16 protein-coding genes are annotated in these 22,551 nt (G+C 59.5%); 8 read left to right on the top strand and 8 right to left on the bottom strand.

Going from position 1 to position 22,551, the window contains the following annotated elements:
- Nucleotides 1-46 precede the first annotated feature (46 nt).
- The 4 genes from OXE05_03730 (at nt 47) to OXE05_03715 (ending at nt 6,782) form a co-directional block, all read left to right on the top strand.
- Entirely contained in the window at nt 47-1,369 is a 1,323-nt protein-coding gene (locus OXE05_03730) for an amidohydrolase family protein (protein MCY4436425.1), read from the top strand.
- Nucleotides 1,370-1,703: 334 nt separating this feature from the next.
- Nucleotides 1,704-3,263: a sulfatase-like hydrolase/transferase gene (locus tag OXE05_03725; GenBank protein MCY4436424.1), complete on the top strand. Its 1,560-nt coding sequence runs from the start codon at nt 1,704-1,706 to the stop codon at nt 3,261-3,263.
- A gap of 317 nt (nt 3,264-3,580) precedes the next feature.
- Nucleotides 3,581-5,152, top strand: a complete 1,572-nt coding sequence (locus OXE05_03720) for a sulfatase-like hydrolase/transferase (protein ID MCY4436423.1) — start codon at nt 3,581-3,583, stop codon at nt 5,150-5,152.
- Nucleotides 5,153-5,732: 580 nt separating this feature from the next.
- Nucleotides 5,733-6,782 (top strand): zinc-binding alcohol dehydrogenase, encoded by a 1,050-nt coding sequence (locus OXE05_03715; protein MCY4436422.1) that lies wholly within the window; start codon nt 5,733-5,735, stop codon nt 6,780-6,782.
- A 43-nt stretch (nt 6,783-6,825) separates the two neighbouring features.
- On the opposite strand, the gene OXE05_03710 is transcribed toward OXE05_03715, so the two are convergent.
- Both OXE05_03710 and OXE05_03705 read right to left on the bottom strand, forming a co-directional pair.
- Nucleotides 6,826-7,185: a diacylglycerol kinase gene (locus tag OXE05_03710; protein ID MCY4436421.1), complete on the bottom strand. Its 360-nt coding sequence runs from the start codon at nt 7,183-7,185 to the stop codon at nt 6,826-6,828.
- 67 nt (nt 7,186-7,252) lie between these two features.
- The gene (locus tag OXE05_03705) at nt 7,253-8,188 is read right to left on the bottom strand and encodes a homocysteine S-methyltransferase family protein (protein ID MCY4436420.1); all 936 of its coding nucleotides are present in this window, start codon (nt 8,186-8,188) and stop codon (nt 7,253-7,255) included.
- A gap of 361 nt (nt 8,189-8,549) precedes the next feature.
- Between OXE05_03705 and OXE05_03700 the strand changes: the two genes are divergently transcribed.
- Entirely contained in the window at nt 8,550-9,842 is a 1,293-nt protein-coding gene (locus OXE05_03700) for a hypothetical protein (GenBank protein ID MCY4436419.1), read from the top strand.
- 171 nt (nt 9,843-10,013) lie between these two features.
- On the opposite strand, the gene OXE05_03695 is transcribed toward OXE05_03700, so the two are convergent.
- The 4 genes from OXE05_03695 to leuS all read right to left on the bottom strand — a co-directional run bounded on the left by OXE05_03695 (nt 10,014) and on the right by leuS (nt 15,024).
- A complete protein-coding gene (locus tag OXE05_03695; GenBank protein MCY4436418.1) occupies nt 10,014-10,301 on the bottom strand; it encodes an RNA-binding protein in 288 nt (95 codons plus the stop codon).
- A gap of 1,010 nt (nt 10,302-11,311) precedes the next feature.
- Nucleotides 11,312-11,620, bottom strand: coding sequence for a redoxin domain-containing protein (locus tag OXE05_03690; protein MCY4436417.1), 309 nt, complete (start codon nt 11,618-11,620; stop codon nt 11,312-11,314).
- Nucleotides 11,621-11,638: 18 nt separating this feature from the next.
- The gene (locus OXE05_03685) at nt 11,639-11,884 is read right to left on the bottom strand and encodes a hypothetical protein (GenBank protein MCY4436416.1); all 246 of its coding nucleotides are present in this window, start codon (nt 11,882-11,884) and stop codon (nt 11,639-11,641) included.
- Between the two features lie 476 nt (nt 11,885-12,360).
- Complete coding sequence (gene leuS / locus OXE05_03680; protein ID MCY4436415.1) at nt 12,361-15,024, bottom strand: leucine--tRNA ligase; 2,664 nt, start codon at nt 15,022-15,024, stop codon at nt 12,361-12,363.
- Between the two features lie 268 nt (nt 15,025-15,292).
- Between leuS and OXE05_03675 the strand changes: the two genes are divergently transcribed.
- Nucleotides 15,293-16,450, top strand: a complete 1,158-nt coding sequence (locus tag OXE05_03675) for a mandelate racemase (GenBank protein ID MCY4436414.1) — start codon at nt 15,293-15,295, stop codon at nt 16,448-16,450.
- 238 nt (nt 16,451-16,688) lie between these two features.
- Here OXE05_03675 and OXE05_03670 read toward each other — a convergent pair whose 3' ends face one another.
- A complete protein-coding gene (locus OXE05_03670) occupies nt 16,689-17,906 on the bottom strand; it encodes a DUF362 domain-containing protein (GenBank protein MCY4436413.1) in 1,218 nt (405 codons plus the stop codon).
- A gap of 284 nt (nt 17,907-18,190) precedes the next feature.
- Here OXE05_03670 and OXE05_03665 point away from each other — a divergent pair, with 284 nt between their 5' ends.
- Nucleotides 18,191-18,778, top strand: a complete 588-nt coding sequence (locus OXE05_03665) for a tetratricopeptide repeat protein (GenBank protein ID MCY4436412.1) — start codon at nt 18,191-18,193, stop codon at nt 18,776-18,778.
- Between the two features lie 359 nt (nt 18,779-19,137).
- Here the strand turns inward: OXE05_03665 and OXE05_03660 are convergent, their stop codons facing one another.
- Nucleotides 19,138-20,451, bottom strand: a complete 1,314-nt coding sequence (locus OXE05_03660) for a DUF4872 domain-containing protein (GenBank protein ID MCY4436411.1) — start codon at nt 20,449-20,451, stop codon at nt 19,138-19,140.
- A gap of 505 nt (nt 20,452-20,956) precedes the next feature.
- Here OXE05_03660 and OXE05_03655 point away from each other — a divergent pair.
- A complete protein-coding gene (locus tag OXE05_03655; GenBank protein ID MCY4436410.1) occupies nt 20,957-22,084 on the top strand; it encodes a hypothetical protein in 1,128 nt (375 codons plus the stop codon).
- Nucleotides 22,085-22,551 lie beyond the last annotated feature (467 nt).

The raw sequence follows: 22,551 nt of genomic DNA, 5'->3' as shown, positions 1-22,551 counted from the left end.
AGAAGTAGAGTACAAAGGCAGAACTTAGTCGCAAGGAGACTGGCCCATGGCGATTGCTTCAGTACCGGATATCGAACAATTCATCGCGGCTCAGCCGGTCATCGATACCCACGAGCATACGTTCTCCGAGGCAGACCGGCGGCAGCGTTCGCTCGATCTCCTCTCTACCGAAATGCACCACTACGTGGGTAGCGACTTGGTTTCCGCCGGCATGACCCCGGCTGAGCAGGCGCGGATGTACGACCAAAGCCGCGACCCCGCCGACCGCTGGGACATTTTCCTGCGTTACTGGCAGTTTGCCAAGACCACCGGCTACGCGAAAGCCTTGCACATTGCCTGCCGCGATCTCTTTGGGGTGGACGACCTCATGTCGGCTGAGCCGTCGCTGGATGGCTACCGCAGCGTCAACGAACAGTTGACGGCCTCGCAGCGGCATGAGGCGTGGTACCGGCACATCCTGCAAGAGCGCGGGAACATCCCGCTGGCAATCCCCGACGTACAGTCGACGCAGGTGGACAAGACCCTGTTTGCCCCGGCCATGCGCTTTGATTCCTTCATTAGTGTGAGCAGCCGCAGCGGCATTGCGGAACTGGAACGCCAGACCGAACGCAGCATTTACGATCTGGACGATCTCGTGTCTGCCCTGGGCGTTGCCTTCGTTAAAGCCAAAGCAGAGGGCATGGTGACGGTCAAGAGCGGGCTGGCCTACCGGCGCATCTTGCAGTACGACAACGTGCCCCGTTCTGCCGCTGAGGAGATCTTCGCGCAGGTAGCAGCCGGCACCAGGCCACAGGGCGATGGCATGACCCAAGACGGCTTGACGTTCACGGAGTGCAAGCCGCTGCAGGACTACATGCTGCACCAGGTGGTGCGGCTTTGCATCGACCATGGCATTCCCATGCAGATCCATACCGGCCTCCACGCCGGCAACGGCAACATCATCACGAACAGTAACCCGACGCACCTGGTGAACCTTTTCATCCAGTATCCACAGGCGCGCTTTGACATCTTCCACGCGGGCTACCCGTACCAAAGCGAGCTGGCTACGCTCGGCAAAAATTTCCAAAACGTCTACGTCGATCTCTGTTGGGTGCACATCATCAGCCCGTACGTGGCGCGGGCCACCTTGCACGAATGGCTGGAAACGATACCCCACAACAAGATATTCGGCTTTGGCGGCGACTATGGACCTGTCGAGCTGGCGTACGGCCACAGCGTGATGGCGCGGGAAAATATAACGCGGGTGCTGAGCGAAAAAGTGGAGGAAGGGCTCTATTCAGTAGACCAAGCCAGAATCGTCGGCGCCCGGCTGCTCCACGACAATGCCAATGAGTTCTTTGGGCTAGGGCAAGAGAATCTTATTACGTGAACCGGTAAGGACGTGGCGGGGGGCAAGTCCCAGTGCTGTCGCTTAGAACCGATGAGCACTGTACTACCCGTTCGTGCTGAGCCTGTCGAAGTATGAACGGGTAGTGCAGTGCGCCACAACCAACCCGCCGTTCACCTTTCGACAGGCTCAAGGCGAACGGCTATGCGCACGCTCATCCATCTCTCAAGATCTGGAGGGACAGCGGCATGCATCACAGTTTAATGCGATACATTGGGGACAAGCCCCCGCGCTACAAAGAGCAAGCTCTAACCAGTGAACCGGCACGACTTCACAAAAGCGCACGCGTTCTGCGCTAAAGCGAGCGAGGTAATCTTTGAACAAACTTAGCGCCGACGGCAAAAGCGGCAACTCCAACCGCAAGCAACCAAACGTGCTGTTCATCATGGCGGACCAAATGCGCTGGGACGTGCTCAGTTGCGCGGGCCATCCAATATGCCGGACGCCGGTGCTCGACGCTATGGCGGCACGGGGCGTGCGCTTCGCGAATTTCTACACCGCGGCCCCGACGTGTACCCCCGCCCGCTACTCGATCTTCAGTGGACGGCACGTGCACGTCCATGAGGGCTGGAGCAACGGCTGGCCTACGCAGGATGGCGAAGTATTCCTTCCGTCTATCCTGAAGCACTACGGCTACGCGACGGCCATCGCCGGCAAGCTGCACTTCGCGCCCAGGGAGGACTCATTCGGCTTTGACGACTTTCGTTCGTTCCGTGCCGAGGGTCCGACACCGGAACGCGGCTACAACGCCCATATGACGCGAAAGTACGGTGAGTACACCCGCGATAGGATCGAGGAAGGTTCGGGGGGCAAGGGCGTGGGGCGCTTCGCTGATCCGCCGGAAGATTACGATACAAACTGGATTACGGCTCAGTCCCTGGAGGCCCTTGATGGGCTTGAACAGAGTGGCAAACCGTGGTTTCTCTTTGCCAGCTACCATGATCCGCACTCGCCCTTCGTCGAGCCGGAACCGTACTTTTCTATGTACGCTCGGGAATCCATCCCGCTGCGTGAAATTCCGCCCGAAATAGGCAAGCTGCGGCGGGACGCCCGCGGCACCCAGGAACGCGCCCACGTGATCGACGATCCCGAGGTGGTGCAAGCGATCACGGCCATCTACTACGCCTCCACGACGCACGTGGACCACGATATCGGTGTACTCTTGGCTGCGCTCGATGAACGCGGCCTCGCGGACAACACCATCGTGCTCTTTCTCTCTGACCATGGCGACATGATGGGCGATCGGGGCCGCATGAATAAACAGGTGATGTATGAAGGCGCGGCGCACGTGCCGCTCGTTCTGCAGGTCCCGGAGTCCATCCATCCGGCAGTGACCCCGGGTCGCGTGGTTGACGAAATCACCGGCCAGGTGGACATTCTGCCGACCGTACTTGAACTCTGCGGCCTCCCCGTCCCACAGGGTGTGCAGGGCAAGAGCCTCGTGCCGCTGTGCGCGGGCGAGACCGCCGGTTGGCCCAATGAGGCGTTCGCGGCGGTACGGGCCGCGCCGTTCGTGCGCCAGGAAGCGTATATGGTCGGCAAGAAACGCATGTTACGCACGCCTGAGTACAAATTGATCGACTACGGCGCGGACTTCCAGACGCAGTGGGAGCTCTTCAACATGGCCGACGACCCTGCAGAGTCCCGCAATCTCGCCGACGACCCTGCGTACCGTTACGTTCTGAGTGCGCTGGCGGCGCGGCTGGATGCGTGGCAGGCCGAAACGCCCTCACCAGTGAGAGTGCCCGGCATGCCGACGCCGAGCTATGCGTATCTTCCTGCGGAACGCCGCGCGGCAATGTACGCGGCTTGGGAGGCCAACATGCGCCGGTCGGCGGCGCGGCGCTGGCCGCAGGCTTCGTCCAATACGCAGTAGTGCAGCAATTAGGTAGGCATGCAATCCGCTAAGAGCCTATCTACAATGGTGGTGTCTGCTCGAACAACGTTCGACCCCGAAACCAGTACGGGGCAGGCTCTGAGTACTTCGACAGGCTCAGCACAGGCTTTGTCGAAGAGTGTATATTGCGGCATTGCGGGAACGGCAGTATACGAGCGCGCTGCCGTACATACTTCGACAGGCTCAGCACGAACGGCAGCAGGCTCAGGACAGGCAGGATCGGCGCCAACGATTCTGCTTGGACTTTGCAAGCACTCTCCTGAGTAGATCACATACAAGCTCTAAGGAGTCTCAATGTGAATGAGCAAACCGGCAACGGGCAAGGCGAGCATGGCGGAGGCGAGCAGCCGCCGAACGTGCTCATACTCATGACAGACCAGATGCGGTGGGACCTGCTTAGTTGCGCGGGGCATCCCGTCTGCCGGACGCCGGTGCTCGATGCATTGGCTGAACGGGGCGTGCGCTTCGCGAACTTTTACAGCGCGGCGCCGATCTGCACACCGGCGCGATATTCTGTTTTCAACGGCCGCCATGTCCCCGTCCACGAGGGCAATTGGAACGGTCTGCCCACGCGGGACGGTGAGGTCTTTCTGCCTTCCATCATGCAGCACTACGGCTATGCGACGGCCATCGCCGGCAAGCTGCACTTCGATCCCAAGGAAGACTCGTTTGGCTTTGATGACTTCCGCACGTTTCGCGCCGAAGGGCCTACGCCGGAACGGGGCTACGAGGCTTATATGAAAGACAAGCACGGCGCGTGGAAGCGCGACAGGATTGCAGAAGGCACCTGCCGGTGGCCGGGCGATCCCCATGGCGGTGGCGTGGGGTTGTTCGCCGATCCGCCGGAAGATAATGATACGAGCTGGATTACCAGACAGACTCTCGAGGCTCTCGACCTGCTGGAGCAGTCCGGCAAGCCGTGGTTCCTCTTCTCCAGCTATCACGATCCCCACTCACCTTTCGTCGAGCCGGAACCGTATTACTCGATGTATGCTCGGGATTCCATTGCGTTGCCTGACATCCCACCCGAGATCAGCGGACTGCGCCGGAATGCCCGCGGCACGCAAGAAGTCGCTCACCTGATCGACGATCCGGCGATGCTGCGCGAGATAACGGCAATCTACTACGCGGCCACCACACACGTCGACCACGACATCGGCATCGTCTTAGCAGAACTCGAGAGGCGCGGCCTGAAGGACAATACGATCATCCTCTTCCTCTCCGATCACGGCGACATGATGGGCGACCACGGCCGCATGTATAAGCAGGTGATGTACGAAGGCGCCACCCACGTACCTTTGATTGTGCAGGCGCCTGAGTCGGTGTTCCCGTCACTGACTCCGGGCCGTGTGGTGGATGAGGTAACGGGTCACGTGGACATTGTGCCGACGGTGCTCGATCTCTGCGGCTTGCCGGTCCCGCAGGGCGTACAGGGCAAGAGTCTCGCGCCGTTGTGCGCCGGCAATAGCGCCGGTTGGCCGGATGAAGCCTTCTCCTGGATGCTTGGTGTGCCGTACACGCGGCAGGAAGCGTACATGCTGGGTACCCAGCGCATGCTGCGCACGCCTGAATACAAGCTGATCGATTACGGTGCAGACTTCTGCACGCGGTGGGAACTCTTTGACATGGCAAATGACCCGTTGGAGATGCACAATTTGGCTGACGATCCGGCGCACAAGTCAGTGCTACAGGCGCTGGCGACTCGGCTGGACGAATGGGAAGCGGAAGAACCGCCGCTGGTCCAGATCCCCGGCATGCCCACGCCGAGCTATTCCTACGTGTCCCCGGAGCGGCGGGCCGAATTCACGGCAGCATGGGATGCCGTTGTGCGCCGTCAAGCCGCATGGCGGTGGCCGGCGACTTCGTAGCAAGCGCAGTAGGCGGTCAGGAGACGGCATGCAACGACAGGGGTTGCACGAAGTCATTGCCATGATTATGTAGGCAGGTTGCCATTCTGGCCTCGCCCGGGAGTCTTGATCCCATGTCATTCCTGTAAATGTCAGGTAATTCTTTGACAGATTTGAAAACAAAAGCATCCTTTCGCAGAGTTAGACATGACTAGTACATATGTCATTCCGAACGAAGCGCAGCGAAGAGAGGAATCTAGTGTGCTGAAGCCGTTAAAGTGCGTTGAGCAGGGACCCTAGATTCCTCGCTCCGCTCGGAATGACATGCACCGTCAACTCCTCAGAATGGAAAGCGGTTTCTGTCAACGAATTGCTCAACACTTACAGGAATAACATGAATTGTCAATTCTGTCAAGTGGGGGAAGGATTCTGTCAACGAAATACTCAACACATTCAGGAACGACAGGTAAGGTTGATACTGTCTAGTGAATAGGAGATTCTGTCAACGAAATACCTGACACTTACAATTCCGACGTGGGTGCGAATCAATCCAAATCCAAGACAACTGCAAGTACGAGCAGCGAATCGATAAGGAGATCACATGCGCGCGTTGTACGCAAACAATCGAGGTGAGACTTACCTGAAAGAAGTGCCGGAGCCGGAGCTTGGAGAGACCGGCGTGCTCATGGAGACGACCGTATCGGTGCTCGGCACGGGCTCAGAGGTCGGCGGTGTGGGCAAAGCGCGCCAGGCCACGCAAGCAGGCAGCGTACCCGGCGAGGTGCACGAACGTCCCATGAGCTACCAGTCGGCGGGCAAGGTCGTGGCAGTTTCACCCGACTTAGAGTCGCATGTTGCGCCGGGCGACCGCGTGGTGGCCGTGGGAGGCGGTTTTGCGCCGCATGCCGAGCGGGCGTTTGTGATTAGGCACAACTTCGCCAAGATTCCCGACAACTTGGATACGGCGGAAGCCGCGACGGCGAACATCGGTCTCACGGCACTGCACGCGCTGCGCCGCGCGCAATTCCTGCCGGGCGAAACGGCGGCGGTGATCGGTCTGGGACTGGTGGGCCAGATGATCGTACAGATGGTGCGGATGATGGGCGGCCAGGCCATCGGCATCGACCTTATTCCCTTCCGCTTGGAGAAGGCGCGGGAGCTGGGCGTAGACCTGGCATTACAGGGCGACGCGGATACAGTCGCTGCTGCGATAGCGGACTTCACGTGCGGTCTGGGCGTGGACGCGTCGTTTGTGGCAGCCGGTGGCGGTCCCGAGCCGGGTCGCTTGGGCGTACGCTTGGTGCGGCCCAGCGGTCGGGTGATGATGATTGGCGGTCTCGTGCCGGACTTCACCGTCGGTCACCCCGATGCTAACCCTCACACCAAGGAAGTCGACATCCGCTGGGTGTTTGGCCGCGGCCCCGGCAGCCGCGACCAGGACTACCTACATGCCCGCACGGACTATCCGAACCGTTTTGTGCAGTGGGACCAGGAGCGCAACCTCTATGCGTTGCTGGGGATGCAGGCTTCCGGCCAGATAAACGTCGGCCCGCTGCTCACCCACCGCTTTTCCTTCGCTGACGCGCCAAAGGCTGTCGACCTCCTCATCGACCATCCCGACGAGGCACTGGCGGTCGTGCTCGACTACTAGACTTATTCCGGCTACCAGGATGCGACGCAAGCCGTTGCTGCGCTCAATCGAGTAGAATGAGCAACCAGACTATGGCCGCCATGATGAGCGAAACCAGCACCGCGGTTGCGGCCATGTCCTTGGCTTTGCGGGAGAGTTCGTGGTGCTCGGGGCCGATGCGATCGATCGTCGTCTCGATCGCCGCGTTCAGTAGTTCAGTTAGGAGAATGAGGAGCAGCGCGCCAATTAGCAGCGCGCGCTCGACGCCGTTTTCACCCAGCCAGAGAGCGAGCGGAGTCCCGACCAGGATTATGATTACTTCCTGCCGGATGGAAACCTGGCTGCGAAAGGCATCACCGAACCCTCTCAAGGCGTGCTTCGTCGCCCGCAGCAGCCGGAGGATGTCGAATTCGCTCAGCCTCACCTCGATTTGTGCCTCCAGCCTCTGGGGCGTGCGTCCGTCCCGCAGGTGGCCTGCTCTCGCTCGCTCATCACACGTTGCCGACGCTATACTCGCGTGGTCTATCGGGGAGCGTGCTGGGTTTGCCCAGCGCGTCGGCCATGGCGCGGATGTGGTAGGGGAGCATGCCGCAGCAGCCGCCGATAAATTCGATGCCGATCCCCGCCGCTTCCTTAGCGTATTCTGCCGCGACGAACCGCGAAAGAATGCGTGGTTCCACGGTTGTCCAGAGGCCGGGCACAATGATCTCGCGGTTATACACCGCGCCCGATTCCAACTCATAGGCCGTGGGCTGCACGCAGACGGGCACATCCACCGCTTGGCGCACTTCGCGCGCCAGAGGGAGCAGGGTCTGAGGCGGCCGGTGACAGTTGATGCCCACCACGTCGGCGCCGTTAGCGACGAGTTGTCGCGCTCCCTCCGCCGGTGAAAGGCCGTCGCGGGTTACGTCGTCCTCCTGATACGTGAGCGTAACGACGGCGGGGATGCCGGCCTGCTTGATGAAAGGGATGACAACGCTTGCCTCTGCTACCGTGTGGAAGGTCTCAACGATGAAGAGATCGACACCGGCCGACACCTGTTGCCCGATGCGCCGATCGAAGAAAGCGGCAACCTCCTGACGGTCGGCAGCGCTGAGTTGCGGGCGGCGCTTGCCGAAATAGGGACTCAGGGTGCCGGCCACGTAGCGGTCCGGTCCGGCGGCTTCACGCGCTAGCGCCACGGCCGTGCGGTGCAGCTCCTCTTCGCGGTCTATCCTGCCCACGCCCCACGTCACGGCCTGCAGGACTTCCGCGCCTGCTCGGGCGAATTCGCGATGAAGTTCCAAGACGCCGTCGGGGTGGTCGAGCACGGCCAGCGGCACGCCTCCCCGGTAACTGCCGAGGCAGCGGCGTTCAAGCTCCAAGAAGTACCCGCCATCGCCAAGCACCGGTCCTCGCCGCAAGCGGTCAAGAAAGTCTTGTGGCAACGCAACACCCCCAGTCCTGTTGTGTCAGTATCTTCCTTAGCGTACTCGTGTCAGGGTCAGAACGCCACCTTGCGGTTCGGGTCTCGTCGGGCAGATTCCAGTTCGGACGCGGTGAAGCAACTCCCTCTCTGACTAGGGGCGAATCAAGGTTCCCGGCGCCCTACCGGGTGCAATTGAAGGAACAGTTGTCGCGTGGTAGGCTTGATCCAAGCCTCGCATGAGAAGCTGTCAGCGCGTTGCGCATGGAGATGCCTTAAGGGTGGCTCACGCCGTTGCAGAGACTCTCCATCGTTGAGAGTGTGCCCTGTTTCGCACATCCTTCCCGCCTGACAATTGCCCGCCGAGCTCGAGGAGCACGAGTTTGTCAGAGCCACTGCTGACCGCGTTCGCCGAAGTAGACATAACCCCCGCCGTCGAGACGATGCAAAACGGTAGGTGGAGGCGGCGCAGTTTTACCGTGCACGATCCGCTCATGGCGCGCCTCTGCGTGCTGCGGCAAGGTACCCGGACGGCGGTGCTGGGCGGGATTGACGTATTTGAGCTGGGCGGCGGATTCGAGGAGCAAGTATGCTCCCACCTGGCGGGTACGGGAATTGGCAGCGGGTCGCTGTTGTTCTCCCCGTCGCACGTGGGCATGTCGCCAATCTCGCATTACGGCGCGTACATCATCGTCTTTGCGCAGGACCTCATCATCAACGACTTTGAAGCGGAGTGTGCTAAACGCATTGCCGCAGGAATTCGTGATGCGCTCCAAAGCCTTACTCCCGTACATGTCAGCGGAGGGGTCGGGCATGCGCCGGAGCTCACCCGCAATCGCCGTTGGATCAAGCCTGACGGCGCCGTGGAAATGGTGGGGTTGAAGTCGTCAATCCCAACAGACTCGGACTGGCTCGAACAAGGCATCGACGATACGGTGCGGGTTGTGCGCTTTGATACGGTGACTGGAAAGCAACTCGGGGCGCTCGTGAACTTTGGCTGCCACGCGCTTTGTTCTGACGACCGGTATGGGCACATTACGGCAGACTATCCCCAGCACGTGGCGGCGGTCTTTCGCAAGGTGGCGGGCATTCCCGTCGTCTTTACGCAAGGCAGTATCGGCGAACAAATACCGATTGAGGCGGATGGGGCCCATTCTGCCCGCCGCATCGGCCATGCGCTCGGCGCCCAGGCACTCTACGTCTTCGAGCAGATTACGCCCACAGAGTCGCCGGTGCTGAGTATCCACAGCCGAGAAGTGCCTGTGCCTGCGCGGCTGGTGGCGGAAGAGCCGGAGGAAATGCGGTCCGAATTACGCAACTCGCGCGCTCGCTACCGCCGGTACCTCTTTGAACAATTCCACCAGAATCCATCGATTGCCTATCCAATACGCGTGGTCACGCTCGGCGATGCCCTTGCGCTGGTTGCGCTGCCCGGCGAGATGTTTCATGAGACGGTCGGCGCGATACAGGAGGCTTCTCCATTCACGCATACGATCATACTCAGCCGTGCCTCCCGGGAGGTTGGGTACGTGCCGGTGCCCGGCGCGTTTGCCCAGGGCGGCATGGAGCCGGCGCTCTCATCCCTAACAGCGGAATCCGAGCCGATAATTCGGCACAGCGCAATTGAACAGCTAGGCCGCTGCAGCCGGGCGGCGCCGGCGCACCCAAAAGGCTGATTCCTGCGAGGGAGCGGACGTAGTCCTCAGCGCTAACGGATGATTTCGGACTTAATACGTCAAGGCTGCAGGTCGTAAGACCTACAGCCTTTCGATTCCCCTTGACAGGGTACATTGAGATGCGAGTTAACGAGCCTCTAAGGGATCGCTAACTCGCAGATGTGTCGCGTTTTACCAGGAACGCGGTCGGCTATTGAACTCGCGCGGCCGTCGCTCGCCGCGGGGGCGTGCCTGGTTGACGTTTAGCGCACGACCGCCCATGTCCTTCTGGTTGAGGGCGCTAATCGCGGCTTCGGCTTCTGCCTGGGATGACATCTCGACAAAGCCAAAACCTCGAGAGCGACCGGTGTCACGGTCCATAATGACGGAAGCCGAGGCTACGTCGCCAAACTCGGCAAACAGCTCCCGCAGTTCTTCATCAGTCGTCGTATAGGGAAGATTCCCTACATAGATATTCACAGTCGGTTCCTTTTCTCAGACTGCCGCCTGACGCCGCCGGTCAGCAGACTCAATCTCATATTACAAAAAACATCGTGGTGCAGTCATTGCACCCCCATCCTGCACGGCGTTGCCGGTTCGCTTCACCACAGAGAGAACGTCCGCCATACTTCTTCAGGCGGCAATTCTACACTCTCAGCGATGCGCCAGAATTCCTTTCTGCGGTATCAACACTCCTTTCCTCCATCACGCGCCTGGAAAGGTAAACGGAAACTAATCCTGCCACGAAAATTCGCACTTCGGCGAGGCGCAGAGGCGAGACCGCAGACTCAACCTCTTCGCGCTCTTTATAGCACCGACGCCATACCAGGCCTACACACGTACTCCATCTACTCTACCACTTTCTACGGGTTTTGCAAGTGTATCTTGCAGGTCAAGTACTTTCGTTTGAGCAATTTTCGCCAAATAAAAGGCCCGGCGCGCGAGTCCCGCCGGCAAGAGACTGACGAGCCGCTCTGCGCCGGAGCGAACAGCGGCTACCTATCGCCCCTTTCGCCGAGAGCCTTCACATTCTGACCGATGGCGCGACGAGGCAGCACGGCACTTCATGTGGAGTAGGAGCACGCTCACCAGGGAGGGATGGGTAGGCCACCCACGAGTTGGAATGGCTGGCGAGAGCCGACTCTTGCCAAGACTCCTATAATGTGCGCTACCGGCGGACCAATGGTTTTCGCCACGACCCGATCAGTGCTGACACTGCAGAGGCGGTACAGCCTGAAACAGCCGCGTACCACTGCTCGGGGAATCAGGAGGGGAAGCCGAAGTTGCCATGTCGGATTGTCAACCTTATTGGCAACTATCCCATGCCACGCGTTGAGCCGCGGCGCGACTAGTACGTCGAATAATCGTCGTTGCAGCCATCGGCAACGCGTGAAGATGCTCCTGAGCAACAGTGGCACAGACCAACGAGCCTGTCGGTCGCCAGGTGTGGCGAGCTGGCTTCGTCGTCGCTTCATCAGATGACGAGAGGCTTAGGCTTCGTTTTCCTTGAGGTATTCGATTGCTCCGCGCACCAAGCCGAAGCGGCCTTCGCCGATCTTGGACATGCGCACGTCGCCTTGTCGGTCGATGAGGTAGAGGGTCGGCCAGGCGCGGTTGCCAAATGCGCGCCAGATCTTGAAGTCGTTATCGATGGCAACGGGATACGGCAGACCGAGCCGGTCTACGGCCTTGCGCACGTTATCCACGACTTTCTCATGGCTGAACTCAGGCGTGTGAATGCTGATTAGCGTAAAGCGATCGTCCGCGTAGGAATTATGTATATCCACCAGACCGGGGATATCGTTCAGGCAGTTGATTCAGCCATAGGTCCAGAAGGCTAAGCCCACTGCCGACTTGCCCTGAAAACCCGCCAGCGTGAGCGGTTCCGAGTTGATCCATGTCGTGTCAATGAGCTCCGGGGCTTTACCAAGCACGGGAAGATCATTGACGTCAACAAATGCGACGCCGGTGCTCCGCTGGCCGATTAACGTCTGGCCGCACGCGCTCAGACCGACGGCCGCGGCGCCGCAAGCCAGCCCGGACAACACGTTCCGTCTTCTCATCGTTTTGCTCCTCCTGAACTTTGCGTGACCCCTCGTCTTGCAGATGCTCCGGCCCTACTCTCATGCCCCGCAGCCCTTCGACAAGCTCAGGGCGAACGGAATGGCCTCTGCGTCACAATTGTTAGCACTCGTCCCATGACTACGCCAAGCGTAGTCACTTGCCCTTCGGCAAGCTCAGCACAGGCTCTGTCGAAGTATGAACGGCGCTGCCAACGAAACTGCTCTTCCGATTACTTGCCCTTCGACAAGCTCAGGGCGAACGGTGTGGCGAACGCACGAAATTTGGCGACAACCACTTTCGTCAGCTCCAGAGCCGTAAGTGCACCCAGCAATGAAAGTAGGGCGCTTGGTACCTACATTCAGAATACTAAGACACACAACCCAGGAAAAGTACGCAAGGCTACAAATTGGCTGCGAGCACGCGCTACCGGAACAAACTCCCAAAGCACCAACGCGCTTAGCGGCCCAGCTCTCCTCTAGCCCACCACCACGTTTACCAGCCGCCCGGGCACGTACTTCACCAGCTTTACGTCTTTGCCGTCCAAGAACTGCTGCACGCGCTCGCTTGCCAGCGCCAGTTCACGGGCGCTCTCTTCATCCAGCGAGACGGGGGCCTCGATGGTATCGCGCACCTTGCCGTTTACTTGCACGACGAGTGTGAATGTCTCTTCCTGGATTAACTCCTCGTCGAATTCCGGCCAGTCCTGCTGGTGCACGGAATACTCATGTCCCCAGCGCTCCCAGACCTCTTCCGCCAGGTGAGGCGCGACCGGCGCCAGCACCAGGAGGAATTGCTTCATGGACTGCTTCCACGTCTCCGTTGCCGCCAATTCGGGCGAGTAGACTTTGTAGAGCCAGTTCGTGAACTCCATGAAGTAGGCAACCATGGTGTTGAACTTCATTGCGTCGATGTCCTCACCGGCGCGCTTGATGACGCGGTTGATCCAGCGGCTCAACTCCGGCTCGGATTTCTCGACCGGCAGCGGCTCGCTGCCCTGTTCGACCCGGCCCAGCAGCATGTTCCACACGCGCACCAGCCAGCGGCGCGCGCCGGGAATGCCCTCGCTGTTCCAGCTCGTGTTTTGGTCGAATGGACCCATGAAGAGTTCGTACACGCGCAACGCATCAACGCCAAACTTGTCTACCATTTCATCCGGGCCGATAACGTTGCCGCGACTCTTGGACATTCTGCTCCCGTCCGGGGCCAGGACGACGCCTTGATGCCGCAGTTTGGTAAACGGCTCGTTGAAGTCGATGAGCATAGCGTCCTTGATGACCTTGGTCCAGAAGCGCGCGTAGATCAGGTGCATTGTGGCGTGCTCGGCGCCGCCGACGTAGAGGTCTACCGGCAGCCAATGGCGCGCCTTATCGAGGCCGAACGGCAACTCGTCGTTCTGCGGATCGGCAAAGCGCAGGAAGTACCACGATGAGCACGCGAAGGTATCCATCGTATCCGTCTCGCGTTCGGCGGGACCGCCGCAGTCGGGGCACGTGGTGGCCATGAATGAGCCCACCTTGGCGAGGGGTGAGCGACCGTCACCGGTCGGTTGAAAGTCATCGATTTCGGGCAGCAGCACCGGCAGCTTCGGCGTGGGCATCTCCACCCACCCGCACTTCGGGCATTTGATCATGGGAATGGGCGCGCCCCAGTAGCGCTGGCGCGAAATCAGCCAATCGCGCATGCGGAACTGCACCTTAGGTCCGCCCAGGTCGCGTTCGTTCAGCCATTCCGTTATCTTCTTCCCGCCTGCAGCGGACGTGTCACCAGCGAACGCCTCGGAGTTGACCAACGTGCCCTCGCCCTCGTAGGCGTCGGATACATCCCAGTCGACGTCGTCCGGCGGCTGCACGACGACGCGCACGTCCAAGCCAAACTTTTGCGCGAACTCAAAGTCGCGCTGGTCGTGAGCGGGCACGGCCATAATGGCGCCGGTACCGTACGTCACGAGTACGTAGTCGGCGATCCAGATGGGGATGTGTTCGTTGTTCACGGGATTAACGGCGTAGGAACCGGTGAAAACGCCGGTCTTTTCGCGCTCGGCAGACTGGCGTTCGGTCTCCGCCGTGCGCGCGGCGGCGGCCACGTAGCGGTCTACGGCCTCTTTCTGCTCCGGCTTGGTGAGCTTGTCCACCAGTTCGTGTTCCGGCGCCAGCACCATGAAGGTAGCGCCAAACAGCGTATCCGCACGAGTGGTAAAGACACGCAGTTCGTCGCCGAATTCCGTCAGAAAGACGGCTTCCGTGCCCTCGCTGCGGCCAATCCAGTTACGCTGCATTTCTTTGGTAGATTCCGGCCAGTCAATTTTCTCCAAATCGTTGAGCAAGCGGTCCGCGTAGTCCGTGATTTTGAAATACCATTGCTCCAGGCTCTTCTTTTCCACCAAGGAATCGCAGCGCCAGCAGCGGCCGTCGTGCACCTGCTCGTTGGCCAGAATAGTCTGGCATGACGGGCACCACCACTGTTGGCCCTTGGCCTTATACGCCAAGCCGCGGCGGTGGATGAGCAGAAAGAGCCACTGGGTAAATCTGTAGTATTCTGGCGCGCTGGAGTCGATTTCGCGATCCCAGTCGTACGAGCAACCGATGAGGTCGAGTTGGCGTTTGTAATTTGCCGTGTTCTGGTCAACGGTCAGCCGGGGCGCGATGCCCGTGTCACGGGCGCGGTTCTCAGCGGGCAAGCCGAAGGCATCCCAGCCCATGGGGTGCAGCACGTTATAGCCGCGCATGCGCATCTGACGGGAGATTACGTCCGTGGGAATGTAGTTATGGCAGTGACCGACGGAGAGACCGTCACCAGAAGGATAGGGGAAGAAATCGAGGCAATAGTACGTCTTGCGGCTGTCCTCGGTGTCTTCAGTCTTGTAGAGGTTCGTATCGCGCCAGCGCGCCTGCCACGCCTGCTCGAATTCCTGCGGCTGGTAGTCCTCTGAAGACTTCTCTGCTTCCACTGGAGCAACAGCCGCTACAGCTTCCGCCACGTCTACCGCAGCTTCCGGCGAGGCGGCTTCCGCTGGCGCTTCCGCAGGGCTCTCTACATCACTTGTCGACTCTTGCTCGGCGGCCGTCGACTTCGTCGCGGTCTCCGACTTCGTCGCGGTCTCCGACTTCGTCGCAGATGCCGGCTCTTCCGGTTGGCTCATATTTTCGAACGCCTCCGCATACGGTTTTACGTACAAAGTTGTGTCAAAATGTGTGAATCTACCGCTTGATACACCCCATTGTAGCACAGGAAATGCCGCCTACCCGCTTTACCTTGCGCCCATTGAACGGCTCAAGGCTCCGGCTAGACGGAGCGAGGAGGGGTACGTAATCGCGTGTGCTCGCGGCATTCGCGTATGATCGATTGGTAAAGCTGGTACCCTACTACCAAACTTCCAGAAATCTGCCTTTAGCAAGGAGAAGAGACGCATGGGCGCAGCGCCGAAGATTACGCGCATTGTCGTGACGAATTATGCGCACGAGATCGAGAATCTCACGCTGGAGGATATGTACGGTTTCGACATGGTCTACAAAGAGGGCGCTCGATTAGGCGGCGGCGGCAGCATCCTGATCATCGAAACCGATGCGGGCGTGCGTGCAGAAATTCCCGGCGGCATCGACGCCCGCACCGCCAACTATCTGCTGGGGCGCAACCCACTCGAACGCGAGATCATCTGGCAGGACCTCAAGCGTCTCTTTCGCGGCAGCACCTCCACGCCCCCCGGCGACCATGACGTGGCCCTGTGGGACATCGCCGGCAAGCTGGCGGGGGTGCCCATAGCGGCTCTCCTCGGCGGCTGGCGCACGCGCCTGCCCTGCTACGCCAGCACCTACCACGGCGACGAGAACGGCGGCCTGAGCACGCCGGAAGACTATGGCGAGTTTGCGCTTCATTGCAAAGAGGAGTACGGCTATCCGGCATTTAAAATACACGGCTGGATCGGCGCGCCCATCACCCGCGAAGTGGCGGCGGTGCTCGCCATTCGTGATGCCGTGGGCGACGACATGGACATCATGCTCGATCCCGCCGGGGCGTTCGGCACCTTCGACGACGTGCTCAAAGTCGGCCGCGCCTGCGACGAAGCGCAGTACTTCTGGTACGAAGATGCCTTTCGGGGCGGCGGCGTTTCTCAGTTCGTGCACGCCAAGCTGCGGCAGTTCATCAAGACGCCATTGCTGATGGGTGAGCACATCCGCGGTCTGGAAACCAAAGCTGACGCCATCCACGCCGGGGCCGTTGACTACCTGCGCGCCGGCAGCGGGCGTGACGGCGGCATTACGGGCGTGATGAAACTGGCGGTGCTGGCGGAAGCCTACGGCTTGGACGTGGAACTGCACGGCGGCGGCCTGGCCCATCGCCACTGCATGGCGGCCATCCGCAACACGAACTACTACGAGCTCGGCCTCGTTCACCCCAACGTGAAACACACCAAAGCGCCCATCTACGCCGATCCCAAGTGGCGCGACGAACTCTATTCCGTGGATTCCGAAGGCTGCGTGGCGGTACCGGACGGCCCCGGCCTGGGTGTCGAACTCGATTGGGACTTCATTAACGCCAACAAGACCGGTGAGACGGTGTATGAATAGCCCAACTGCGTTCCAGCTCAATCGAGAACAACGGGATTCTGAATTAGCGGCGAATTGTGCGTTAAGCGGGATCCAATCAGGTGCTTGACGCAGTCGTGGCCCGCGGCGGGCCCGGCCCAGGCTTCTTCTGAGCGCGCGTGATCGCTCCAACCGGTCGTCTTTGCCCTCGGCATTCGCGAGCAGGAGACGGCAGCGGGGTCACGCCAATGCCAGGCGCTCAACGGACCCGTTGCTGCCATTAGAGGTAGGCTTCCACAATCTCAGCCGCTTCGGCGGGCGGCAGCACCTGGGTGGCAAAGCCAAAGCCGTGCACATTGTTGAAGTAGTCGAGCTTTGCGGCCTCGGCGATGGTAGCAACGCTCTGCACCACTTCGCCATCCACTAAGAACACGAACTTGCCCCGATGGGAGCGCAGCAACTCATCGCGTTTCTCCAGGTAGACGCGCGCTTGGGCCCGGGTGGCGTCAAGAATAGCCGCGGCCTTGGCATGGGAAAAGTCTGCTTCCGGCCTCGTCTCAAACTGCAGACCGAACGACTCCGGCGACTCCCCAACCACCTCAATCTCATCAAGATTTGTTGTGCCGAGGCCTGCCCTCTCAGCCAGGAGGAGATGGTTTTCCGCGATGAAGAACGGCGGCGTGCCGAAGTCGGCCTGCGGGTCGAACCCCATTACCTTCATGCCCACAGCGTCCGTGGCGATGGAGTTCGTGCCTGCCATCACCAGTCCGGCTTCCTTGGGCTCGCCGCTCATGCCGTGATTCGTGCCTACGATGCCGTCAATCACCTGAAACGATTGCGGAAAGGCCTGATTGACCGTTACAAACACGCGCATGAGGCGGTGGGCGTTCTGATGCATGAAACCGCGATTACCCGCGCCGTAGTGCGCGCGGGGCAGCAAGCCGAACATGTTCTTCGTGGAAATAGTGAAGCCCGCGGTCTGATGGCACTTGAGCTTGGCGAGTGACACGTACGTATCGGCCTCGGCAATTTCACGGCGCACCCAGAGGTAGCGCAGCATCACACCGCCGGGTACGGGCACCTGCACGAACTCACCTTCGTTACAGTCCAGGAGCGTCAAGTCGTATTCCTTTGCCAGCGACGTGGCCCCCATGAAATCGAAAATATCCTCTTTCGTGCGGTGGGCGTGTTGAATGTCCAACCCGTCTCCGTAGTAGATGGTCGCGCTGGGGTTTGCCTCGCGAATCAGCTTGACGGCGGCGGCGCAGACGGCAGGTTCCGTGTTATGCGCGTGGCGCCCCTTGTGCATGCGCACGTCCTCGTTTCTTGCTCGGAACATGACGCCAACGTAGTTTGGCTTGACCACGATGCTCCGGGCAGTGCGGACCGCCGGCGGTATGCCGCCAATGGCATGTACGGCTTCAGCAACTGCCGCGTCTACTTCCGCTTGAGCTGCGCCGATAGCACAACGCTGAATGGCGACTTGTGGTTTGGACATTGCAGGTAACCTCCTAGGTATATGGCCTTGCCTTCATTATATATGCCCGGCGCGCGCTGCTCTCCTGCCGTGCGAATGGCACTAATATTCAATCGGTCTATGACCTGAGCACAACGCTCTCTCCGGTAGCGCAGGTTTGTAACCTGCGCCGTGGGCACAGGAAGAACTCCTTCGCCGCGTCTGCCTGCTGTCAGAGACGCGATGAGTCGACGGCTGCGGGGTGACAATGCTCACATTGACGTGGTGAAATAGGGTAAGGCTTGGCGCGATGGGGAGAAAAGGGCATGAGAGCACAGAAGCCGGTTCTCTTGTACTTCATGGTGTGGGCGCTCGTGCTTGCGGGTTGTGACATACGGGGCGTACGGGCGCCGGAGGCGCAGCAGCCCGTCCTCGACTATTCCTGGGTAGCCACAACGCCGTGGGCGGAATTGGCCGGGCACTACGACCGCCACAATGCGTTCATTTACAAGAATTACTACGAGCGTCAGAAGGGCTATGCCAGCGGTGAAATCCCGCCCATTCTCGCACCCAACGCCTACACCAGTCACCCGCTTGCGTACTACACGCTAGAAAGAGCCGATGTGGTGCCCACATCTTCGGCTAGTGGCGCTACGACGGCAACAAACACCGCAGCGCGGCACTTCAAGCGCGGGCTGACGTATTACGATCTCGGCGACTTTGACGGCGCGATTGCGGAGTTCACCCTCGCCATTCAACTCGACGACCGCCACGCGCGCGCCTACGCTTTTCGCGCGCTGGCCAATAGCTACGCCGGCCGCGCGGCCCGGGCACAGTCAGACCTGCAGAACGCTATCCGCCTCAAGGCCGATCCTGCGCTCATTGCTGAAGTGCGCCGGGGACTGGGGGAATAGCGTTGAAGGCCCTAAGGAGGCAGAGTCCGAATCTACGAATCTAGGCGCGGGCGCTGCAATTGGCAATGAGCACCGATTGCTACGAACGTTCACGGTTCGACAGGCTCACCGCGAACGGAACGAGGGGCTCACCGTGAACGGAACGACAGGCTCACCGTGAACGGAACGACAGGCTCACCGCGAACGATCGGAAGCGCCTACACAGGTGCTAGGGGGAAGAGAGTAAATGGACTGCTGATATGCAGTGTTCCCTCAGGCGGTACAACAGCGCCGCGCCCGGCATGGATTCCATGAACGTAGGCAGGACAACAGCGCCGCACCAGGCTACACGCACAAATGACTCCGCGGGCAGCCTGTGTCTAGTTCGCCAGGGCGCCCAGCGCTTCGTGGGCGGCGCGCTCTTTTCCATAGATTTCCAGGATGCGTTCCTTTAGCTCAGCTCTGAGCTGGTTGCTCTCCGCATCCGTGAGGGGGAATTCCTTGCCCATGGCCTGCTCCAAGGCGGTGAGCTGGGCCCAGATGCCCTTGATCTCCTCGGTAGCGTTGGGAGCTTGGCTGAGGAAGATCTCTTCCCGGCGGGCGAGCAGTGTCTTCGCTTCACGGAAAGGCGCCACGTCATCCGGCAGGGCCGCATTGGCCAGTTCGCCCCACAGCCTGCCCAGGTCGGCGTACATTTCTGCGAGCGGCAGGAAGGCATTCTCTTCCAGCGTCGCAGCCGCTTCTTGGAAGAATGCGGCATAGAGCGGGCGCATCAGGCCGCCGCCCGTATGGTAGTGCTCGACGAAGTCATAGACCGAGCGCAACCCTTGCAGGAGCCGGTGTCCGGGGGGAAAGACCTGCTCCCAACTCTCCTTGCCGCTGCTGCCGTGCATGCGGTCCGCCCAGGTCTTGAAGGCTTCCAAAGTGAAGTTCTTCATGCGCTGGTTCTGCAGTCCGTCGTGACAGGCCTTGACGCCCGCCAGCACTGCTACCCGCAGATCGAGGTCCTGCTGCGGGTCGGCAACGGTGAGCACACGGTTCTTCTGCTTCTTGATGCGGGCGCGGGCTGCAGCGAGGTCTGCAAGCGCTATCGGGATGGGTTGATCGGTAAGGTCGCCAATCAGCGCCTCGTCCTCGTTGATCTCATACACTGTTACCACGTGGTAGCCCCCGCCTTCCAGGCCGGGCGGCGCGCCCCGATACGGCAGCAGTCCCATGTCCACCCACGCAATGGCACAGCCTGTAGCTGCTACGGCTTCAGCCAGTTGCGCGGCGGCTCGTTTCTTGGCGCCAGTCTCGAGGACACTTGGCGTCACGCCAAAGCGCAGACAGGCGTCGTTCACATACATATCGCTCTCATGCCAGCGGTGCCGACCGGCAACATAAAAGCTGGCAAAGTCCTCGGCGGCGTAGTAGAAGTGAAACACGCCGGCGCCAATGCCGCCGGCAATGCCGAAGACCATGGATTCCGTGAAGAATTTGCCGGTTTCCGGATTAGTAACGCCCGCGTGAGCCAGGGCCGCCCGCAGGGCGGTTGTCTCCGGATGGGCACCGGGAAAGTGGGGAAACTCAGCCAAGGATTGCTCTCTTTCTGTGCGGGCTGCGAGTACGTGACGGCGAGCGGTGGTGTAACTTTCGCCGGTCTTCGCCATGCGGGCGCGGACGAGTTGCTTGAAATGCTTCTGCTGTGTCATGTTGAAACCTTTTCTCGCGAGGAGAGCAGCCAAAACCCTGCGCGCGCTGGCTTCTCCCTGTGAGAAACGTCACAACAACAGCCGAGATCGTAGCTCCGGCAGCATGCTTTCCCGAGGACACCAATCCCCTTTGCTCTCGCACCAGCCGGATAGCGCAGGTACCCGGTCAGAGAGTTCGGCGCGGGACTCGCCACTTTCGATGGTAGCGCAGAGGCTAAACTGGCACAAGCAGCGGCCAAACTTTCCAACTCTGCAACCTCCATTGGTCGTGAATAGTGCGAGCGTTGCTGACTACATGCGACTGGTAGTATGTTTGAGAGCGGAATTCGAGAAAGGGCACATGCCAATTGGATCAGCGATATGTTTCCCGAACTTACTGTTGTAAGAGGCACAAGACCACGTACGATCCTCTGGCATCTTGAAGTACGCCAATGAAACCGCCCCTGTCAGAGACACATATCAAGGAGCCACCCAGAATTTTACGGCGCTGTAAAAGGAGTCACTAATGGCATACATCTTAGACCTGTTCACGCCAGAAACCTGGCTGGCATTTCGGGGGAATGGCGCAACAGTTACCGGCTTTCGTGAACGCCATAGCAGATTAGCAAGTGAGCGAGTCAGCCAGGGAGATGTATTCCTCTGCTACCTGACACGCTTGTCACGATGGTGCGGTGTATTGCAGGCTGAAACCGAGGCATATCACGACGACAGTCCGCTCTTAGACGACCCGGATCCATTTACAGTACGATTCAAAGTCAAGCCCATAGTCATATTAGATCCCGAATCGGCAATACCAATATACGATGACAAGGTATGGGAAAAGCTGACAGTCACAAAGCAGCACGAGAAGGGGACTAGCTCCTGGACTGGGTTGTTTAGGGGCTCACTCAATAAAATCGGTAAAGAAGATGGGGATTATTTGGTCAAGCTCCTTGAGAGGCAGCAATCCAAGCCAGAGAGCTACCCACTTTCCGAAAGGGACAAGCGTCAGCTTGCGCGAAAGAGGAAGATTCCATCTCTAGATAGACAAGTCGAGGTAGAAGTGCCGGACGACGAGGAAGAAGAGTCTGTGCCCGAGCCTACTACGGTAGGGTCCACGCCAGCACTGGATGCCAGAGAGTCGATTCGGTATCAAGCAAAGGTAGCACAGATCGGAGCCGAGATGGGATTTCGCATCTGGGTACCAAGGAATGACAGATCGAGGGTGCTGGAGCTTGTTCCGCGGACCCTGCACGATAAATTCCTGGACTTGCTACCTCTGAACTATGATGACACAACTCTTAGAACTGTAGAGCAAATTGACGTCCTTTGGTTGAGTGGCCGTTCAATGGCAAGGGCGTTTGAAGTCGAACACACAACTGCGATTTATTCTGGCTTGTTGCGCATGGCCGATCTGTTGGCTTTGCAGCCAAACATGAACATTCGTTTGCACATAGTAGCTCCTCCTGATAAGCGGGAAAGGGTGCTTCGTGAGATAAGGAGGCCAGTATTCTCGCTGCTAGATAGGGGTCCCCTGTACGAACAGTGTTCGTTCCTTTCCTATGAATCAGTTGACCAGTTGGCTAAGACTGAATACTTGTCGCATATGAGTGACACGCTCATTGGGGAATATGAAGAGTCTACAGAGATATAGCGCAATTGGAGCAGTCTCTTACCAACTCTCGTGCAAGTTACCCTGCTTCCCATGTCAGTTCATGTCGTCCTCCAGGTTACAGAAGCTAGCCAGACGTCAAACCAAAAACTGAGCGTAATGGACTGGTTGTTGAAGATAGATTCCAAGAAGCGCGCCAGTTACGTCTACAGTGACCAGTCTAGTCAGTGTGCAATCAATGAGTAAACTGACTCGGCTTACTCAGAACAAGTGGCACCGAATTCGAAACAATCATGTATTGGAGTACAGTTCGCGTCAATCGATCGCCTTTCACCTCAACGATCAAGTCCAATTGCGCTGTTCTTGAATCCAAAACGGACGAGTGCATTGGCCAATCTGGGCCCAAGTGTCAACCATCTTTCTAGTCTTGGAGAATGCCAGGGAAGAAGGCTCGTTGAACGCAGTGATGCAGCATAAGTCAACAGGGATAAGTAATGAAGAGCCACCAT

Source organism: Chloroflexota bacterium (assembly GCA_026710945.1).
Classification (GTDB): domain Bacteria; phylum Chloroflexota; class UBA11872; order VXOZ01; family VXOZ01; genus VXOZ01.
Note: the sequence above shows the minus strand (reverse complement) of the source record. Positions and strands in the feature narration are given on the sequence as shown.

What these genes read in the sequence shown, in the direction of transcription:
- OXE05_03730 (MCY4436425.1), top strand. Translation starts at nt 47, where the DNA reads ATGGCGATTGCTTCAGTACCGGATATCGAACAATTCATCGCGGCTCAG.
- OXE05_03715 (MCY4436422.1), top strand. Translation starts at nt 5,733, where the DNA reads ATGCGCGCGTTGTACGCAAACAATCGAGGTGAGACTTACCTGAAAGAA.
- OXE05_03685 (MCY4436416.1), bottom strand. Translation starts at nt 11,884, where the DNA reads ATGAGAAGACGGAACGTGTTGTCCGGGCTGGCTTGCGGCGCCGCGGCC.
- leuS (MCY4436415.1), bottom strand. Translation starts at nt 15,024, where the DNA reads ATGAGCCAACCGGAAGAGCCGGCATCTGCGACGAAGTCGGAGACCGCG.
- OXE05_03675 (MCY4436414.1), top strand. Translation starts at nt 15,293, where the DNA reads ATGGGCGCAGCGCCGAAGATTACGCGCATTGTCGTGACGAATTATGCG.
- OXE05_03670 (MCY4436413.1), bottom strand. Translation starts at nt 17,906, where the DNA reads ATGTCCAAACCACAAGTCGCCATTCAGCGTTGTGCTATCGGCGCAGCT.
- OXE05_03665 (MCY4436412.1), top strand. Translation starts at nt 18,191, where the DNA reads ATGAGAGCACAGAAGCCGGTTCTCTTGTACTTCATGGTGTGGGCGCTC.
- OXE05_03660 (MCY4436411.1), bottom strand. Translation starts at nt 20,451, where the DNA reads ATGACACAGCAGAAGCATTTCAAGCAACTCGTCCGCGCCCGCATGGCG.
- OXE05_03655 (MCY4436410.1), top strand. Translation starts at nt 20,957, where the DNA reads ATGGCATACATCTTAGACCTGTTCACGCCAGAAACCTGGCTGGCATTT.